Below are 15,285 nucleotides of genomic sequence, written 5' to 3'. Positions count from 1 at the left end.
CCCGGGTTGGACCAACGCACAGGGGCGACGATGATCCCCTGTATCTCGCTCAAGTCGTGGATGCCTAAGGCTCACCAGAGTCCAGCGCCGCCCCGCTTGCCCTGAAGCATCGGACCGGGAACTCGAAGAGCGTCGCGCAGGCGCACTGGTCGCCGCAACGAGCCGAGACGGTTGTCTCTTCAGCCAGGCCATAGCGAATGGCAGAGGCCCGAAGGTGGGCCGCGTCGATGCAATCTTCGGTAAGCGCGGCCAACACCTCCTGCGCAAAGCCGTTCAGGCGCGCAAGTTCCGCGCCGATAGGGCCGTGGATGTAGAGGTAAAGGCCGTTCTGCATCTTGCGAACGGCCATCGTTTCGGCGGCCATGCGGGCCAACAGTGCTTCCGCAGCCTCCCAGCCAATGCGCAGATGGCGCTGGATTAGCGCCACCGACGCGGCGCGGTGTTGGTGGACCAGTTCCATTGCCCTATGGAACAATTCTCCATCCATCGCTGCGTGTTCAGCCTGCATGGGTGGCCTCCGAGGCTGTCCCGACAGGGGACGGCAGCCGAACCGCGGAAAGCGGTTGCGCGGGAGCGTTCCATTCGACGAACGGCACGCTGGCGGCGCGGTAGTGCTGGCGCTTTGCCGCCATTCGGGTGACGTACTCCGGGTTGCCAGCCATTCCCAGCACTTCGATTACCACCTCCGGCGATGTGTCGGTCAGCACGAAATCGGGATGAACCGGCGCGTTGACGATGTGCCGGAGCGGTTTGCGGAAGGCGCGCCGCTGTGCCACCAGGTGGTCCGCCATCGCCACCTCGTGCGCCGAGTCGCAAGGCAGAAACTGCGCGTTGGTGAGCATCGCGGCCGCGTCCGCGATCGTCAGGTAGTTCGACTTGGATCGTTCGAACAGCAGGATCGCCACACAACGCTGATCAGGTTGACCCGCCCCCGCGAGCGCCGTGCCATGGGAGCGCCGCCAGCGGGCGAGCAGGAAAATATCTCGGTGGCGCCGTATCACTAGCGTCGGGCGGAGCGTGGAGGTCTTGCCCGCGCCGGCGTAAGCCTTGACCTTGAGGGCGTCGCCGCCCTTCACCGCGTCAACGACGGCGTCCCGCTCGTCGGTCGGGGCCATTAGACCACCTCCAGCGCGGCTTGGCGGTTCACGGATTCCCACGCGCGGCGTCGGATCTCGGCGTGGCCGGCGTCGGCCTCGGCCACCCGGCGTGCCCGGTCACCGCTCAGTTCGTCGACGATGTAGATGAAATTGGTTGCGGTAGTCGGGCCGGGCCAGGACAGCCACTTCGCGCGGATCTGCGCCTTGCCGGCTTCCGGCAACGAAAAGAATCGGGTACGGGCCTTGCGCCACACGCGGGCCTCGAACGCACGCTGGCTCGCTTCGAACCTGTCCGCTTGCCGTTGCCGGCGATCAATCTCTTCGTCGGCTTGGTGCTGCTCCGCGGCGACGTGCTCGGGGAAGAGCGGGTATCGGTCGCGCTCGCGCTGCTGCTTGCGCGCGAAAGCGGCCTGCCGGCGGGCGTTGAACTCGATGGGGGTGTAGCGCCCGAAGCGGGTGAAGCGCATGGTAACGAGGTATCGAATGGTCTATGACCAAGATACCGGCGCCATCGCGAAGTCAAGGCCGCCGGCCGGCGAGATTCGCCAAACACATTCTCAAGGCGCCCGTGGCGGGAGTTGCGCCCGAAAGCTATAGAATTTGGGGTATCTTTTCGGGAAATCCCATGTCATCACCCCAGACCCCCGCCGTTCGCGAGGTTTCCCTCGGCGCGCGGCCCAAGAGCGAACGCGAGTTCATCCCGCCCGGCGACCCGCAATACGCGGAAATCGCGATGCTTGATGCCTTCACGTTCAAGCGCTATCTCGACCGGACGTTCTGGTACCCGAGGCGGGAAGTGCTGCGCTTCGAGGTTCGGGCGATGCCGTCGCCGACCGGCAGCATCTACGACGTCGTGGCGCTGGTCGCGTCGGGGGAGGGCGAGGCGTGGTTTTCTGAGGCCGCAGTGCCCGCACGATGGGACTATGTCGCCATCAGCGAAACCAGTCACGGCCTGTCGAAGATGCAGACCGCCAAGCTGAAGGCAGAGGGCAAGCTGCCCGCTGACTATGAGCCGTTCGGGGACGATGGGCCGGTGCTGGATCACTCCAACCTGGAGAACCCGGAAGAGGTTGACCTGCGCCGGTGGGATGTGGTGAACCGCGTGCGCGAGGCAAGCCGGCAGCGACGCGCGACAGGTTGAGCCGCAGCTGGGGGGACTTGTCCCCGAGCGACGATTCGCAGTAATATCCGCCCGATTCTTCGCGCTTTCAGCGCATCGACCCTGCCGGTGTACCGGCCATCTTTTTTTTCCACCCATTGGGGCTTTGCCCAATGGGGAAGGCTCCATTCTTTTTTGGAGCCTTGCATGGTTGTCTCCTCCCGTATCAGCGCTCTGGCTGTCTTTGCGACGGTCATCAACCTGTTCGCGGTCCTGTATTTTCTTATCTTCACCGCCGACGATCGCCTTGCGATGATGCAAGTGCACTTCGTTGCCGAAATCGAGTTTCTGGTCCTGATCAGTTGGCTTCTTGCGAAGCTGTCGATTGCGGAGCAGAAGCCTTCCATTGCAGGCTGACCCATCGCGGGCGCCTGCCAATCCATCCACTACCCACCGGGGAAACGTCCCCGGTGGGGCGTTTCTCCAACTCGCTTGAGGAAACGCTATGTTCATCCACTCTCTTTCCATCGAAGTCGGGCCGGTGCCTGCCGATGAATCCTGCGCGCAGGTCGGGCACCCCGACTATGAGGCGAAATCTCGCCTGGAATGCGCGGTCTACATCCGTCAGCTGAAGCGGGTCTTTGGCAATCCGGATCCGCTCACGCTCACGTTTGAGCGCCGCGGATTTGCGCACGACCTCGGCCGTTACCATGAAGTGGTTGCCATCATGACGGCTGCGGGCGCGGATCTATTCGACGAAGCCAAGGTCCCGACGGGCTGGGATGCGATAGCGCGCGCGGAGCTCACATGGCTGCGCCTACAAGCACGGTGGCGCGAGCAGGTCGTTGCCGGAGCTGTCGACATGACGGAAGTGCCGGCCGTGTTCTGCAGCACCACGATTCCGGATTTCCCTGATCACCCGGTTTCGGCCTGGTGGGCGATGGGCTTCTCGCCCTTGCCCGCTGGTCCGGCGATCTCCCTGCACTAATTTGGAGGCCGCATGTACAACGAAATCATTGAGCGCTTCGTCAGGGCCCAGGAGGCGGCATGTGCAGCCTATCGTTCGGCTGCGAGCTTCGAGCGCGAGTGCCTGGCAGGCATCCCCGGGAACAGCCACACTGTGGAGATTCGCTCCGAGTATGGAACGGCCAGGGAGCTTGAAAGCTTCTGCTCTTCGCTTGCCGGCAATGTGGTCAACCGCGCTCGCCGCGAGTTTGCTCCTGCGGGAACACGTCTGGACATCGACGATACCAAAGAGCATGAGCACGCGGGCCTGGACATCGGCAAGGCGCTCAAGGCTGGGAAGATCCCCGACATTGACGGGCTGTGGGCGTCGCTTCATGACCGCTATGGCGGGAGTGGCGGCAAGGAACTGGCCTACCAGCAAGCTGCGCAGCGGATCATCAAAGGCTTCTGGCTCAACCGGCGCAATGAGGTTCAGCGCACCGCGTCAGCGGTGATTCTGCGCATGCGAGTGACTTCGGAAGGCTGCTACGGGCGATCGTGCAGGAAGGTGGGCTACTACAGCTGCCAGACTGCCGCGGATTGCCTGCAGGGCCTCACCGCTTTTGCTGCCAAAGCGGGTCACTCGTCGCTGGCCAGTGGCCTCTCGCGTATCAATGTCCACAACATTGAGTACAACTACCGCGAGAAGCAAAGCCATCCTGGGCTTGACATCGTCTTCTTCAAAGACGGGTGGGAGTTCAAGTTTTCCCACCAGGTGGCCGAGGCGTTGATGCTGTTCATCGGCGAATTTGGCGCTGCGTTCATGGAAGAGACGGCCTGACACGCGATGTAAGCTACCGATGGTGAGACGCGGATTCCCGTCACCGGCCATGCCAAATCTGAGAAGCCATTCGAGCCGGCGATGCACCCGATCTCGATGACTTCCGGGAAACGTCTGCGCCGCATCTATGGGGCCAACGGACACGCCATGGCCGTTCAGTAAACGGCCCAGACACTCCCACGGGCCCTTGGGCTAGCCAGCAGTATGGCAGCCCGGCGCACAGCCACGGCGATGCGGATGCGTTTGGTGGCGATATCGGAACAGGTCGACGGCGCCGAACATCCGATGCGGCAACTGCATTTCGGCTCGCTGGAGCGGTGATAGCCGCCTTCTTCGCGCTGGCAGTGTTTGCGCGCTGCATGAGCCACGCGCCGCTGGCAAGTTGCCTGGCAAGGTGCCACGCAAGCGATCCATTCCAGCCGCAGCAGCGTCAGACCCTCCCTGGCCTCAACAACATCCAGTTAAACGAGTACTGGGAGTTGCGCTTCGCACTTCCGATCGCGGGCACGTTGCTGGCCTTCGTCCAGCAGCAGGCTGGCACCTACCGAGTTTGAATGGCGGATTTCGCATTCGATCCACTACATGCCTCGTCTTTGATGGGGCGTTTTTCTTATGGGACCTATCATGACCAATTGGTACGAGCCCTTACGGGCTATTGTGAGCCTCGGCTCGCAAGCCGAAAAAGTCGCGCACATGGGCGAGTTGCACGCGGCGCGTAAGCGCCATCTTTCGCAGTTCTTCACCCCGGATGTGATCGCCCGCCTGATGTGGGGTGTGGTGGCCGACTGGTTGCCGGATCGGAAGGTGTCCATCCTGGACAATTCTGTCGGGTCCGGCCGTCTGCTGCAGTTTGCAGATCCGGTCAGGTACAGCCTCTTTGGTGTGGACGTGCACAAACCAACGATCGAGATAATTCAACAAGCAATCGAGGCAGCCGGCTTCGACGGCAGCTTTCGGCACGCTGGGATGGAGGATATTCATCCGCGCAGATTCGATATCGCGCTAATAAATCCCCCGTTCTCGATTCATCTGGAGTCGCCACACCTGCAGCCCTACGACTGCACGACATGGGGCCGGTTTGGCCCGCGTACCAGCGCGCTGAGCCATGAGTACGCACTTGCCCAGGCACTCGACGCCTCACAAGTCGTGGTCGCCTTGCTTCCGACCACGTTTGTCGACAAGTTTGCTGATGGGTCGATTCCGCATGGCGAGCCATATAGCGATGCCTCGCGTCGCGTGGTGGGTGCATTCGACCTACCCGCGAACGCGTTTCGTGAGGAAGGCGCCGAAGTGCGCACCTCCATCGCCGTGTTTGCTCGCTACCGCGTGCGGGGAGGCATTCTGCGCCAGCCGGTGCGGGATCTGTCGACACCGTTGCCGAAGCTCCAGCTGGAGTGGGACGAGCGGCGATATGGAGAGCCGAAGCTGGCACACCAGCTGCTGGACGATCACGGTCCCGCTATCACGCGGCCTGTAACCTCGCAGAAACGGGTACGCATCTCGCATGACGGCCGCCGGATCATCCTCGGCTTCGAGTGCGGATTCACCGAGGCGATGGTGCTCAACCATGTGTTGGAACGCCGAATCGTATCGCAGGAAGGTCAGCGGCTACCGAGCGGCTTTTGCTATGCGGGCACGGGTCGGCTGGATCTGGAAACCTACCTCGTGCAGGCAGATCCGATCGCTGCGCTTCGCGAGCTCGTGAGGCTGGTGAAGCGCGCAGGCGGCGAGCCGGAGTTCGCGCCGGGCTTTCTGGAGCATTTGCACCAGCGGCTGCGCCGCAGTGCGCGGCAGGCGCTGCCTCTGCGCCATGCCGTTTGGACAACGGGCGTCGGCGCCGTGAACATGCTCGTTGCGGTCGCGACCAAGACGCATGTGGTCGACACCACCGTCTGGGGAAGCCCGATTATCAAAGCTGGCCAGGCAGTGCAGTTTGCCCGGCAGGCAGATGGTCGATATGAGTACGAGGTGCGCGGGAAGCGCTACGTCGTCTCGTTGGACGAAATCACCACCCGATACAGTGTCGAGAAATCGGCGCAGGCCTGGGAAATCGTCCATGAAGGGCTGCAACGCCGTTATCCGCAACAGGCCAACCAGCTGCGCAAGCGGCTGCTGGCGTTGGGAATCGACAAGTGGTTGGACTGGCAATTCCAGCAGGAAGACCTGGTCGAGCTGCTGATGAAGCCCAACGGCGCAGTAGCGGCATGGGAGCAGGGCTGTGGCAAGTCGCGGCTCGCTGCGGCACTGATCCTGCTGTCCGGGGTTCGGCATGGCCTGATCGTGGTGGAAGCCAGACTGGTCCCGGAGATGCGCGCGGAACTGGGGCAAATTCTGCCGGCGTCGGATGTTCACGTGATCGAGTCGCCGGAAGACCTGAGTACGCTGGGACGAATCAACCTGATCGCCTACGAACGGCTTCGCATGCCGGTATGCCGGAAGGCGTCGCGGCGTGTCACCTATGCCCATCGGCTGCGCCGGCGTATCAGTCTGCTGGTGGCAGACGAGGGCGAGCGGTTGTCGAACCCGACCAGTGACCAGAGCCGCGCGCTATGGCAGCTGTCGGCCAGACGCCGCTATATCCTGACAGGCAGCCCGATCGCCAACTATCCGCGTGACATCTTCGGACTGATCGCGTTCACGGGTGGCGACGGCACTGCGGCCCAGCCGTACGGCTACCGGCGCGGCTACCTCGAGGCGAACTGGCTGGCCACGGCGCAGCATGCCGAACGAGGTATCGACCGCTTCCGCAGTGATTTTGTGGTGCTGGAGTGGGTGACCTGGGAATTTGCGGAGAGCCTGCAGGACGGGGCGAAGCGCGAAGTGCCGAAGATTGGCAATCTCCCGCGGTATCGCCAGATGCTGGCGCCGCACGTGAAGCGTCGCTTGGTCTGCGAGCCCGACGTGTCGCGGTACATCCAGATCGAGCCACCAGCTGTGGAGGTGGTCGAGACGGACTGGGATCCTGCTCACCTGTCGCTCTACCTGCGTACGGCGGACGAGTTTGCCGAATGGTACCGGGACGTCCGCAAGGATGGCCGGCCGAACAATCTGATTGCCATTCTTGCCAGGATCCGTGCGGTGCATTTCGCCGCCAACTACCCGCAGCACGGGGTAGACGGTGTCGGCGGGCTGGCGCAGCTCACCAGCAAGCAACGCGCCGTGGTTAAACGGCTGGTGGCAATTGCCGCCGAAGGGAAGCAGGCCATCCTGTTTGCCGAGAACCCGGGGGTTATCGACCTCATCGCCAGTCAGCTGAAGGCGAAGGGGGTGGAGACCGTGCCGTTCCATGGTGGCATTCCGATTGCGAAGCGCGTGGCCGACAAGGACAAGCGGTTCGTCGGCGGCAACGCCACAGGGCTTCTTTGTACCAAGGCGTCCGGCCGGGCTGGCTACAACCTGCCCAATGCTGACTACGTCCTCTTCTATGATCGTTCGTGGACGTGGCGCATCGAGTATCAGGCGATGCGGCGCGCGCTGCGGTGGAACCGGAAAGGGCAGTTAAAGGTGGTGTATTTCCATCTGCCGGGAAGCGTCGATTGCTATCAGGACCAGATGGTGGCGCACAAACGGGACGCCATGGAGGCTGGTCTGGACTGGGCGACGCCGGAACTCGAAGACGAGGCGTTCCTGCACATGGACACGCTGTTAGACCATTTTGTTGAAGATCTCGCCAAGCTGCACGGCCGCAAGGTCCGGGATCAACGCGAGCTGCTTAAGGAGGCGGCATGAAGACTGACGACTGCAGGATCGCCATTGGCGATGGCTTGGCGACGATCAAGTGCCGCGGCACCCGCGGTACCACCGTGGCAAGGATCCTGGGTACCGTCGAGGCAGACGGGATGGAGGTGATCTGCCTGGATCGGCTGGTGCATGGCATTTTTGAATCGGAGCTGGACGGCTGGCAAGTTGCCGGCGCGGTCACCACGCTGCTGTCGCGGCCCATCGGCCCGCGGCATGGCGTGCACCACTAATCGAATCGCCTGGTCGCGCGCGGCCGGGCTTTCGCTCGTACCTGACTCGACCGAGTCAATATCAGGCGAAAGACGAAAGAAATTGGCGAGCGTTTGGGCGACAGCGAAAGCTGTTCGCCCCATGCTGGTTTCGGCAGCCCCCGCTACGGAAACCCTCTCGCACTTGCTCCCAGCCCTCCCTTCCAGAGGGCATTTTTTTTTGAACAACCGCAGGAGCCAATCCGTTGCTACGATCATCAGGTCGGGTGGGCTAGCGTGGGCCTATTGATCCGGAGGGCTGACTTCGGATACTCTCTTACCACTTTCCGCGTCCCAGACGCATCGATCCGGCACCGCAAGGTGCCAGCTTCTGCAGTACGGTGGCCGCCGGGCCAGTCCATCCATTCCATCCCGCCGGGAACCACGTTCCCGGTGCGGCAACGGGTTCCCCATTCCTCTTCGGAGAACCCCAATGCTATACCCAACTGCTGTCGCCCTTCGCAAGATCCGTACGGCTCGCAGTCCGCGCACGTACTTTGTCCGGTTGAAATGGCTGAAATCACCGAGTCCATCCGGGCTTCCGGTGTCTACCAACCCATCCTACTTCGCCCTATCAACGGACGATGCGTTCGATTTCAAGCTCGTCGCTGGAGAGCAGCGCTACCGTGACGTCGCTCTCCGCTGAATTACGATTGGGAATCACAATGAAAAAATTGCCGGTTAACGACTACTTGACGCTTTCCGCCTTCCACCTATCGGAAGAGACTTTTTGCTGCTTTGGACAAGAGCCCGTTTTGGCTAACAACTTTGCGAGCTATTTTGTGGAGGTCATCAACGTCTACGCACCTTCTGCTAGACACTATGCAATACCAGAGGACCTGGAGAAGGTAATGCAATACGCGATGTCACTTGGCATCACGTTGCTGCATTTCGATGTCACGGCCGACGAGATAGAGGTTTTGCCGCGGTATGAGTGGTCGTAGCCGTTTCACGCCATGGTAAGAATTGAGGTGCCAATGCATGTTCGTGCTGTAAGGCGCAGAAGCCATGTAGGCGCGGCAAGCGGCCGCCAGCTGTCACCAAAACTTTTACGTTTTCCTCAAGGCCGCCTTCCATACGAACCTGGTCTGTGCCTGGTTGTTATTCGCCGCCACGTGGCAGCAACCATTTTGCGGGATCTTGCTACGCAAGCCAATATTGGCTATCCTCACATCACTTTCCGCGTCCCAGACGCATCGACCCCGCACCGCAAGGTGCCAGCTTCTGCAGTACGGTGGCCGCCCGCTTAGCCGGGCCAGTCCATCCATTCCATCCCACCGGGAACCCGTTCCCGGTGCGGCAACGGGTTCCCCATTGCTCTCCGGAGAATCCACAATGCAATTTCCATCTGCTGTTGCCCTTCGCAAGATCCGTACTGGCCGTAATCCGCGCATGTACTTCGATCCGGTCGAAATGGCTGAACTCACCGAGTCCATCCGGACTTCCGGTGTCTACCAGCCCATCCTGCTTCGCCCCATCGAAGACGACGAGTTCGAGTTCGAGCTCATCGCAGGCGAGCGTCGCTACCGCGGTGCCGTGGAGGCCCACGGCATCGACTGGGTGATTCCCGCCCTCGTCAAAGTAATGACCGACGACGAGGCCGACCGAGCGGCGCTCATCGAGAACGCCCAGCGCGCGAACATGTCGCCGTCTGAAGAGGCCGTTGCCGCCTCGAAGATCGTCGGCCATTGCAAAGGGGATCGCGAGGAAGCCGCCAGGCTCCTGGGCTGGTCCCGCGCGACGCTGGATAAGCGCCTTGCTCTCATGAATTGCAGCCCGGATGTTCAGGCGGCACTGAATGAGCGCAAGATTCAACTCGGTCACGCCGAGTTGCTCGCCACACTCGCCAAGGACAAGCAGGACAAGCTCCTGCCGGTCATCCTCAGCGAGAAGAAGGCGGTGTCGGAGTTGAAGAAAACGATCGAGGCGGCTGCGTGCAGCCTGGAAGTGGCGATCTTCGACAAGACCGACTGCGCCACGTGCCCGCACAACTCCTCGTTGCAAACGGAGATGTTTGGCGAGGCGATCGCTACCGGCAACTGCACCAACAAAGCCTGCTACGCCGAGAAGACCGACCGTAAGCTCGAGGGCATCGTCTACGGGCTCAAGGAAGAGTATCCGATCGTGCGCATCATCCGGTCCGGCGACAACCATACCCGCATTCAGCTGAAGGTGGATGGACCAACCGGGGTCGGTGAGGAACAGGCCAAAGCTTGCCATGCCTGCCAGAACTTCGGTGCCGCGGTCAGCGGTCTGCCGGATTCCATGGGCAAGGTCTATAGCGGCCAGTGCTTCGACACGGCATGCAATCAGAAGAAGGTAGCGGCCCGAATCAAGGCGGAGCGTGATGCGGCCAAGGCGCCTGCTGTCAAGCAGACCGCCGGCAAGACGGCTGCGGCAACGAAGGGCGACAAGTCGTCCGCGGCTGCCGAGAAGCCGGCCACGGTGATCAGCGAGTCGGAGAGGGTGAAGCAGTACCGCACCGAGCTCTGGCGCAAGGCGCTGCGCAAGGAAGTTGCGCAGAACGCTGAACAGGCCAATGCCTACCTGCTGGCCGTCGCCCTGAACGGTCTGTCGCGCAACATTGGCGGCGACGTGATGGGCAAGTTCTTCGAGAAGCTCACCGAGCAGAAGTCGTCCTCGACCCTGCAAGGTTGTCTCACGGCCGTCCATGCCATGGACGCGGGCCGTCGCCAGCAGCTGACGATCGGCATGACGGTGGCGGCAATCGACGGCATGGAGGTGAACAACCTCCGGGAACTGTGCCGGTACCACAAGCTCGACCTGCGCGATCACTGGAACCTGCAGAAATCGCAGGACTTCCTGGAGATGCTGACCAAGTCCGAGATGAAGGTCCTGGCTGACGAACTTGGCATCCGCAAGGTGCTGGGAGATGGCTTTGCCAAGCTGTTCGGCAAATCAAAGGCTGAAGTTGTTGCTGGACTTCTGTCCGTCGACGGCTTCGACTACACCGGCAAGGTCCCCAAGGTCCTCGGCTACTAAGCTTCTTTCCAATCGGAGGCGCCAGGGCGTCCTCCGCCTCATTCATTTCCCAAGGATTCACTATGTTCACTGAATTGGCTGCGCTCGTTCGCGCGAGCGAAAAGGTCGTCGTCACGCTCACTACGCAAGGCGACACTATGTCTGTCGTTGTCGTGCCCGTTGTCAAGGACGCTGCGGATGCTGCGCTGAGCACCCCCTTGGCGCTGTCGGCGACACCGGCGGAGCTTGATGAAGGTTTCGCCGCCGCGATTGCAGGAGTCAGCGCTGCGCGTCAGTCGCTGGCTGAGCAGGTCGAGGCCACCAGGTCCATCCTGGAGGCGGCCAAGACCTCGCAGTCGACCAAAGCCACGAAGGCCCTGACCACGGCGGCGGCGCCGACGGCATCCGAAACGTCCGAGGAGGACGATGACAACGACAAGCCGGAAGGCAGTGTTGGCGCGCAGGCAACGGCGAACGACGGCGCGGCCAAGACGGCCGGCACCGACCTCGCATCGCTGCTGTAAAGGAGACTGGCATGGCACTCGAGGTTAAGAAGCTCACGCGCGAGTTCTCCTATAACGGCATGACGCTGATGGACCCCGGTCCGCAGTTCACGCCCCAGCAGGTGCGCGACGTCTATTCCGCCCAGTACCCCGAGCTGACCACTGCCGCAGTGGATGGCCCGGAGCACAAGGGGGAAGTCGCGCGCTACACGTTCGTCCGCGCTGCCGGCGCAAAGGGCGCTCATGCGCAAATCTGACCTCATGAAGGCACTGTCTACGGGTCAGTTTGCCTCCATCAACAAGGAGCCGCCCGAAAGGGCGGTTTTTATACATTCTGAGGAGACCCAACAATGTTGTTCGATCCTCGCTCGTTTGTTCCTGACATCCATCCGGGACAGCAACCCGCATGGACGCCACACCGACAGCATTCCACTGCCGGACGTCGACCTGCCCATGATTTTCTGACACTGCCGAAGCTTCCAGGCTCTGTTCCAGCCACTGCGCGCCTCACCTATGGCGATGAGTTAGAGGTTACAGATCTGGTGCTGGCGCAATTTGCGGCCGGCATCCTTCGGGCCAGTGATGTGTTGAACCCGACCAGTGCGGGGGATGCTTTCGCGCAGGCCATGTTCGCATGGCTGGGAAAACGAATCCCAGCGTGTCAGCGATTGCAGTTCGGCGCGAAATTATTCGATCGCGGCGCCGCCATGGACCAGGTCATGCAGTTCGGCTGGGAAGACGGGCTGGAAGCGCCGCTCTACCTGGCCATCGAACTGCCCGGCGAGGAGGTGTATGCGATCGGGGAAGCGCGGGCGCACGCCATGCGTGCGGCACACCCGTCGTTGCTCTTCACGGCAATGAACCTGATCAATGCCGCGTGCGGCAAGTCGCTGTTCGTTCGTACGCCTGACATGCTGCTGGACCAGTTCGCCCGCTGGCACTGGGATTACGACGCGACCCTGGCCGACGACGAGAACGCCCGGGAGTTCCTCAAGGAGAACTTCGGTGGCGAGGATGCCGACATCGAGCGCTATCTGCCGTCGGTGGTGCGCGCCGAGCTTGCACCGGACGACACCCTGCCAAGGTATGCGCAAGTCGACGCAGCTTCCGCGCATCTGCGTGAGCTGGGTCCGCGCAACTTGCGCGCTCTGGCGCGCATGCATAGTGGGTGGCTGGGCGAGTTTTGTACGGCGCTCGCCGACCTTCGGCTGCTGCTGGCGAGGGCGGGGGAGCAGTCGGCCATCGCCGGCGCCCAATGGGCAGAGCCGGCCTATTCGGCCGCGACCATCGCCTATCGTCCCAGTGACTATGTGTCGGAGATCCTGGACGACCACTATGAATGCCTGAACAACGCTGGCGACGCCACGATGTTCCAGTGTTTCATTCCTCTTGCAGACGATGCCGCCGCGATTCGCCAGCAGTTCCGCGATCTGGCAGACATGCTGCAAATCATCGGCGCGCTTGACCGCGTGCTCACACTCATTTCTTCATAGGAGGGCCCCATGGCCGAGATCCTGACCGCTTCGCGGTCGCATGATGTGGCCCTGCAAGGGGCCATTTTGCTTTATGGCCGCGCTGTCGGAGACTTTTCGTATGCCACCGCGCATCGAATCGAGCCGGACGGAAACAGCGGCCGCCCCGTGATCGGGGCCGGCACGCCGCTCAATCGGCTGGCGCTGATTCAAGCGGTGCGCCAGGTCGCCGAGGCCTCGTTGCCAAAGGGCGAATTCCTGACGCCCAATGTGCTGTCGATCAGCCCCGCCGCGGTGACGTGGTGGTGTCCGGCAGACCGTCGGCGCGTCTTTTTCAACTGCATGGAGCTTGGCGAGTGCAGCGCCGTGGTGCCGCATCCGGCCCTCGTCTTCCAGGCGTCGCACACGGGGTTCCGTGTCTTCGCACTGCCCGGGCAGGAGCGGCCGGTGCCGGCAACGGTGCTTTACGAGCCGCCTTACTTCAACACGTGGGACAACGGGAAGATCTGCATTGGGAGCGCACATGTGCCAAGGCAGATCGACGTCACCTCCATTGCAGGCTGGGAATCCGGGTTCTTCAACTCGGCATTTACCCATCCCAACCACGGCGGCCAGCGCGTGAAGTACAAGCGCGGCGCCTACGCCTTCTGGAAGGACATGCTTGATGGGAAGTTCCCGGACTACCCGAGGCAGGTTTTCATCCCCATGAAACATACGCTGGCCGATCTGATCGCCGGCAAATTGGACAATTGATCATGCATCCTGCCGATGTGACCCTGCAACAATCCTTCCCGTCCATCATGGTTCCGCGCCTTTCCAGGCTCGAACCCATGACCCGGGCGGGGGAACGGCTGCTCATCGCAGCCAACGGCGTGTTCCTCGAGATCACGCGCCCTTGGCTAAGGGTCGTTCGCCGGCTTGGCGGTTTTCAGCATCGCACGGCTATCCCGTATGGCAACGCGAGCGAAGAGACGGATCTACTGTGCGGCCGCATTCCCGCACGATTGATCGGCGAGTTTGCCGAATTGGCGCGCGCCGCGTATCCCAAGGAAACGGGTGCGTGGGTGGTGTGGAATACCAAGGACCCTGCCTTCAGGCTGGTTCCGGTGCAGATCCTCGAGCACAGTGCGGGTCACCTGAAGTATGACCGGCCAGTGTTGGCAGACGGTGACGTGCTGGTGGTGGACTGCCATTCCCATGGCCGATCACCTGCATTCTTCTCGCCCACGGACGATGAAGACGACCGGCACGACGTGAAGTTTGCGTTTGTGTTGGGCAACTGCGCCGCGGCTGTGCCTTCTTTGGCCCTCCGGCTTTGTGCCAAGGGAATCTTCGAGGTCATCGAGACGGTGCCGGCAGAGTGGTATGCGGCGGCGTCCTTGGAGGTATTGGCATGATCGAGCATCGTATTCCGGAGATCATGACCCGGCGCGCCTGGAATGTCGTCGTCGTCGGTGCTGGCGGTACCGGCAGCGCCTTGCTACCCAATCTGGCGCGGCTGCATCACGCCATGCTCGAACTGGGCCACCCCGGTGGCATCGAGTGCACGGTCTACGATGATGATACGGTCAGCGAGACCAATGTCGGCCGTCAGGGCTTCTATCCCGTGGACGTCGGTCAGCCCAAGGCGACTTTGCTGGTCAACCGGCTCAACAATCTGATGGGAACGCGCTGGGAAGCGCGCGTCTGTCGCGTTGGTAGCCGGGATCGCTTTACCTGCGACATGGTGGTCGGCTGCGTCGACACACGGAAGGCTCGCAAGGCCATCCTGGGCGCGATGAGCCGGGGGATCGGTGGCTACTATCTTGACTGCGGCAACGAGTCGGACAGTGGCCAGGTCATCCTCGGCCAGGTTCGCGGCAAGGCCGCTGAGCGCCTGCCTCACGTGGGCGATCTCTTTCCGGAGCTGTTGGACCCGAAGGGGGACAAGAAGGACACGGCTCCGTCGTGCTCCATGGCCGAAGCACTTAGCAAGCAGTCGCTGGTCATCAATCAGGCGATGGCGGTGCAAGCGTACAACCTGCTGTGGACGCTGTTTCGCACGGGTACCTTGCAGTACTGCGGCGCGTTTGTGAATCTGGCGGTGGGTCGCACGAATCCGCTGCCAGTGGATCCCCAGGCTTGGGAACGATTCGGGTATCACCTCCCCGAGCCGAAGCGGCGTGCGAAACCCGCCCCGCGCCAAGCCGTTTGAGCCCGCCATCCCCGCTTTCCTTGGGAATGGCTTCTTTCATCGGCGAGTTCCGGTTGCATTAACCTGGGGCCCGTTTGAACGTAACACTCGCGCCGCTGGCGCGAACCACCTTCATCAACCCGTTGGGGCACTAGCCCTGCGGGCGTGCTCCATCTCTTACCTT

18 protein-coding genes are annotated in these 15,285 nt (G+C 62.1%); 15 read left to right on the top strand and 3 right to left on the bottom strand.

The genetic code is table 11. The annotated features are described in order from the left end of the window. Window positions 1-64: 64 nt before the first annotated feature. The 3 genes from F7R26_RS37295 to F7R26_RS37285 are packed head-to-tail and all read right to left on the bottom strand — an operon-like array spanning window position 65 to window position 1,564. Entirely contained in the window at window positions 65-508 is a 444-nt protein-coding gene (locus F7R26_RS37295) for a DNA translocase FtsK (RefSeq protein WP_058698168.1), read from the bottom strand. Next, entirely contained in the window at window positions 498-1,115 is a 618-nt protein-coding gene (locus F7R26_RS37290) for a DUF1173 family protein (RefSeq protein WP_081050304.1), read from the bottom strand. The genes F7R26_RS37295 and F7R26_RS37290 overlap by 11 nt, the downstream gene beginning before the upstream one ends. Beyond that, window positions 1,115-1,564, bottom strand: coding sequence for a hypothetical protein (locus F7R26_RS37285; protein WP_058698167.1), 450 nt, complete (start codon window positions 1,562-1,564; stop codon window positions 1,115-1,117). Before F7R26_RS37285 ends, F7R26_RS37290 begins: the two co-directional genes overlap by 1 nt. 158 nt (window positions 1,565-1,722) lie before the next feature. On the opposite strand from F7R26_RS37285, the gene F7R26_RS37280 reads away from it, so the two are divergent. The 15 genes from F7R26_RS37280 to F7R26_RS37215 all read left to right on the top strand — a co-directional run bounded on the left by F7R26_RS37280 (window position 1,723) and on the right by F7R26_RS37215 (window position 15,122). After that, the gene (locus F7R26_RS37280; RefSeq protein ID WP_058698166.1) at window positions 1,723-2,238 is read left to right on the top strand and encodes a hypothetical protein; all 516 of its coding nucleotides are present in this window, start codon (window positions 1,723-1,725) and stop codon (window positions 2,236-2,238) included. 165 nt (window positions 2,239-2,403) lie between these two features. Then, window positions 2,404-2,613, top strand: a complete 210-nt coding sequence (locus F7R26_RS37275) for a hypothetical protein (protein WP_058698165.1) — start codon at window positions 2,404-2,406, stop codon at window positions 2,611-2,613. An 88-nt stretch (window positions 2,614-2,701) separates the two neighbouring features. Continuing rightward, the gene (locus tag F7R26_RS37270; protein WP_058698164.1) at window positions 2,702-3,184 is read left to right on the top strand and encodes a hypothetical protein; all 483 of its coding nucleotides are present in this window, start codon (window positions 2,702-2,704) and stop codon (window positions 3,182-3,184) included. 12 nt (window positions 3,185-3,196) lie between these two features. Then, complete coding sequence (locus F7R26_RS37265; RefSeq protein WP_058698163.1) at window positions 3,197-3,982, top strand: hypothetical protein; 786 nt, start codon at window positions 3,197-3,199, stop codon at window positions 3,980-3,982. A 317-nt stretch (window positions 3,983-4,299) separates the two neighbouring features. After that, complete coding sequence (locus F7R26_RS40810) at window positions 4,300-4,536, top strand: hypothetical protein (RefSeq protein ID WP_058698162.1); 237 nt, start codon at window positions 4,300-4,302, stop codon at window positions 4,534-4,536. A 70-nt stretch (window positions 4,537-4,606) separates the two neighbouring features. Next, a complete protein-coding gene (locus tag F7R26_RS37260) occupies window positions 4,607-7,711 on the top strand; it encodes a DEAD/DEAH box helicase (RefSeq protein ID WP_058698253.1) in 3,105 nt (1,034 codons plus the stop codon). After that, the gene (locus tag F7R26_RS37255) at window positions 7,708-7,953 is read left to right on the top strand and encodes a hypothetical protein (RefSeq protein ID WP_058698161.1); all 246 of its coding nucleotides are present in this window, start codon (window positions 7,708-7,710) and stop codon (window positions 7,951-7,953) included. The genes F7R26_RS37260 and F7R26_RS37255 overlap by 4 nt, the downstream gene beginning before the upstream one ends. Before the next feature lie 644 nt (window positions 7,954-8,597). Beyond that, complete coding sequence (locus F7R26_RS37250) at window positions 8,598-8,915, top strand: DUF5983 family protein (protein WP_143010731.1); 318 nt, start codon at window positions 8,598-8,600, stop codon at window positions 8,913-8,915. Window positions 8,916-9,306: 391 nt separating this feature from the next. Beyond that, complete coding sequence (locus F7R26_RS37245) at window positions 9,307-10,974, top strand: PRTRC system ParB family protein (protein WP_058698159.1); 1,668 nt, start codon at window positions 9,307-9,309, stop codon at window positions 10,972-10,974. A 62-nt stretch (window positions 10,975-11,036) separates the two neighbouring features. Beyond that, the gene (locus tag F7R26_RS37240) at window positions 11,037-11,477 is read left to right on the top strand and encodes a PRTRC system protein E (RefSeq protein ID WP_058698158.1); all 441 of its coding nucleotides are present in this window, start codon (window positions 11,037-11,039) and stop codon (window positions 11,475-11,477) included. Window positions 11,478-11,488: 11 nt separating this feature from the next. Continuing rightward, a complete protein-coding gene (locus F7R26_RS37235; protein ID WP_058698157.1) occupies window positions 11,489-11,713 on the top strand; it encodes a PRTRC system protein C in 225 nt (74 codons plus the stop codon). A gap of 93 nt (window positions 11,714-11,806) precedes the next feature. Beyond that, window positions 11,807-12,949, top strand: coding sequence for a PRTRC system protein F (locus F7R26_RS37230; RefSeq protein ID WP_081050303.1), 1,143 nt, complete (start codon window positions 11,807-11,809; stop codon window positions 12,947-12,949). 9 nt (window positions 12,950-12,958) lie between these two features. Further along, complete coding sequence (locus tag F7R26_RS37225; protein ID WP_058698155.1) at window positions 12,959-13,681, top strand: PRTRC system protein B; 723 nt, start codon at window positions 12,959-12,961, stop codon at window positions 13,679-13,681. Between the two features lie 2 nt (window positions 13,682-13,683). Further along, a complete protein-coding gene (locus F7R26_RS37220; protein WP_058698154.1) occupies window positions 13,684-14,325 on the top strand; it encodes a PRTRC system protein A in 642 nt (213 codons plus the stop codon). Further along, a complete protein-coding gene (locus F7R26_RS37215; RefSeq protein ID WP_058698153.1) occupies window positions 14,322-15,122 on the top strand; it encodes a PRTRC system ThiF family protein in 801 nt (266 codons plus the stop codon). Before F7R26_RS37220 ends, F7R26_RS37215 begins: the two co-directional genes overlap by 4 nt. Window positions 15,123-15,285: the final 163 nt, after the last annotated feature.

Origin of the sequence: Cupriavidus basilensis, from assembly GCF_008801925.2 — a bacterium.
GTDB lineage: Bacteria > Pseudomonadota > Gammaproteobacteria > Burkholderiales > Burkholderiaceae > Cupriavidus > Cupriavidus basilensis.
This window is presented reverse-complemented; position numbering and strand designations above follow the sequence as displayed.

Excerpts from the sequence above, each read along its gene's own strand:
- F7R26_RS37290 (WP_081050304.1), bottom strand. The coding sequence starts at position 1,115 with ATGGCCCCGACCGACGAGCGGGACGCCGTCGTTGACGCGGTGAAGGGC.
- F7R26_RS37215 (WP_058698153.1), top strand. The coding sequence starts at position 14,322 with ATGATCGAGCATCGTATTCCGGAGATCATGACCCGGCGCGCCTGGAAT.
- F7R26_RS37275 (WP_058698165.1), top strand. The coding sequence starts at position 2,404 with ATGGTTGTCTCCTCCCGTATCAGCGCTCTGGCTGTCTTTGCGACGGTC.
- F7R26_RS37270 (WP_058698164.1), top strand. The coding sequence starts at position 2,702 with ATGTTCATCCACTCTCTTTCCATCGAAGTCGGGCCGGTGCCTGCCGAT.
- F7R26_RS37245 (WP_058698159.1), top strand. The coding sequence starts at position 9,307 with ATGCAATTTCCATCTGCTGTTGCCCTTCGCAAGATCCGTACTGGCCGT.
- F7R26_RS37240 (WP_058698158.1), top strand. The coding sequence starts at position 11,037 with ATGTTCACTGAATTGGCTGCGCTCGTTCGCGCGAGCGAAAAGGTCGTC.
- F7R26_RS37220 (WP_058698154.1), top strand. The coding sequence starts at position 13,684 with ATGCATCCTGCCGATGTGACCCTGCAACAATCCTTCCCGTCCATCATG.
- F7R26_RS37225 (WP_058698155.1), top strand. The coding sequence starts at position 12,959 with ATGGCCGAGATCCTGACCGCTTCGCGGTCGCATGATGTGGCCCTGCAA.
- F7R26_RS37265 (WP_058698163.1), top strand. The coding sequence starts at position 3,197 with ATGTACAACGAAATCATTGAGCGCTTCGTCAGGGCCCAGGAGGCGGCA.
- F7R26_RS37260 (WP_058698253.1), top strand. The coding sequence starts at position 4,607 with ATGACCAATTGGTACGAGCCCTTACGGGCTATTGTGAGCCTCGGCTCG.
- F7R26_RS37255 (WP_058698161.1), top strand. The coding sequence starts at position 7,708 with ATGAAGACTGACGACTGCAGGATCGCCATTGGCGATGGCTTGGCGACG.
- F7R26_RS37285 (WP_058698167.1), bottom strand. The coding sequence starts at position 1,564 with ATGCGCTTCACCCGCTTCGGGCGCTACACCCCCATCGAGTTCAACGCC.
- F7R26_RS37230 (WP_081050303.1), top strand. The coding sequence starts at position 11,807 with ATGTTGTTCGATCCTCGCTCGTTTGTTCCTGACATCCATCCGGGACAG.
- F7R26_RS37280 (WP_058698166.1), top strand. The coding sequence starts at position 1,723 with ATGTCATCACCCCAGACCCCCGCCGTTCGCGAGGTTTCCCTCGGCGCG.
- F7R26_RS37295 (WP_058698168.1), bottom strand. The coding sequence starts at position 508 with ATGCAGGCTGAACACGCAGCGATGGATGGAGAATTGTTCCATAGGGCA.
- F7R26_RS37235 (WP_058698157.1), top strand. The coding sequence starts at position 11,489 with ATGGCACTCGAGGTTAAGAAGCTCACGCGCGAGTTCTCCTATAACGGC.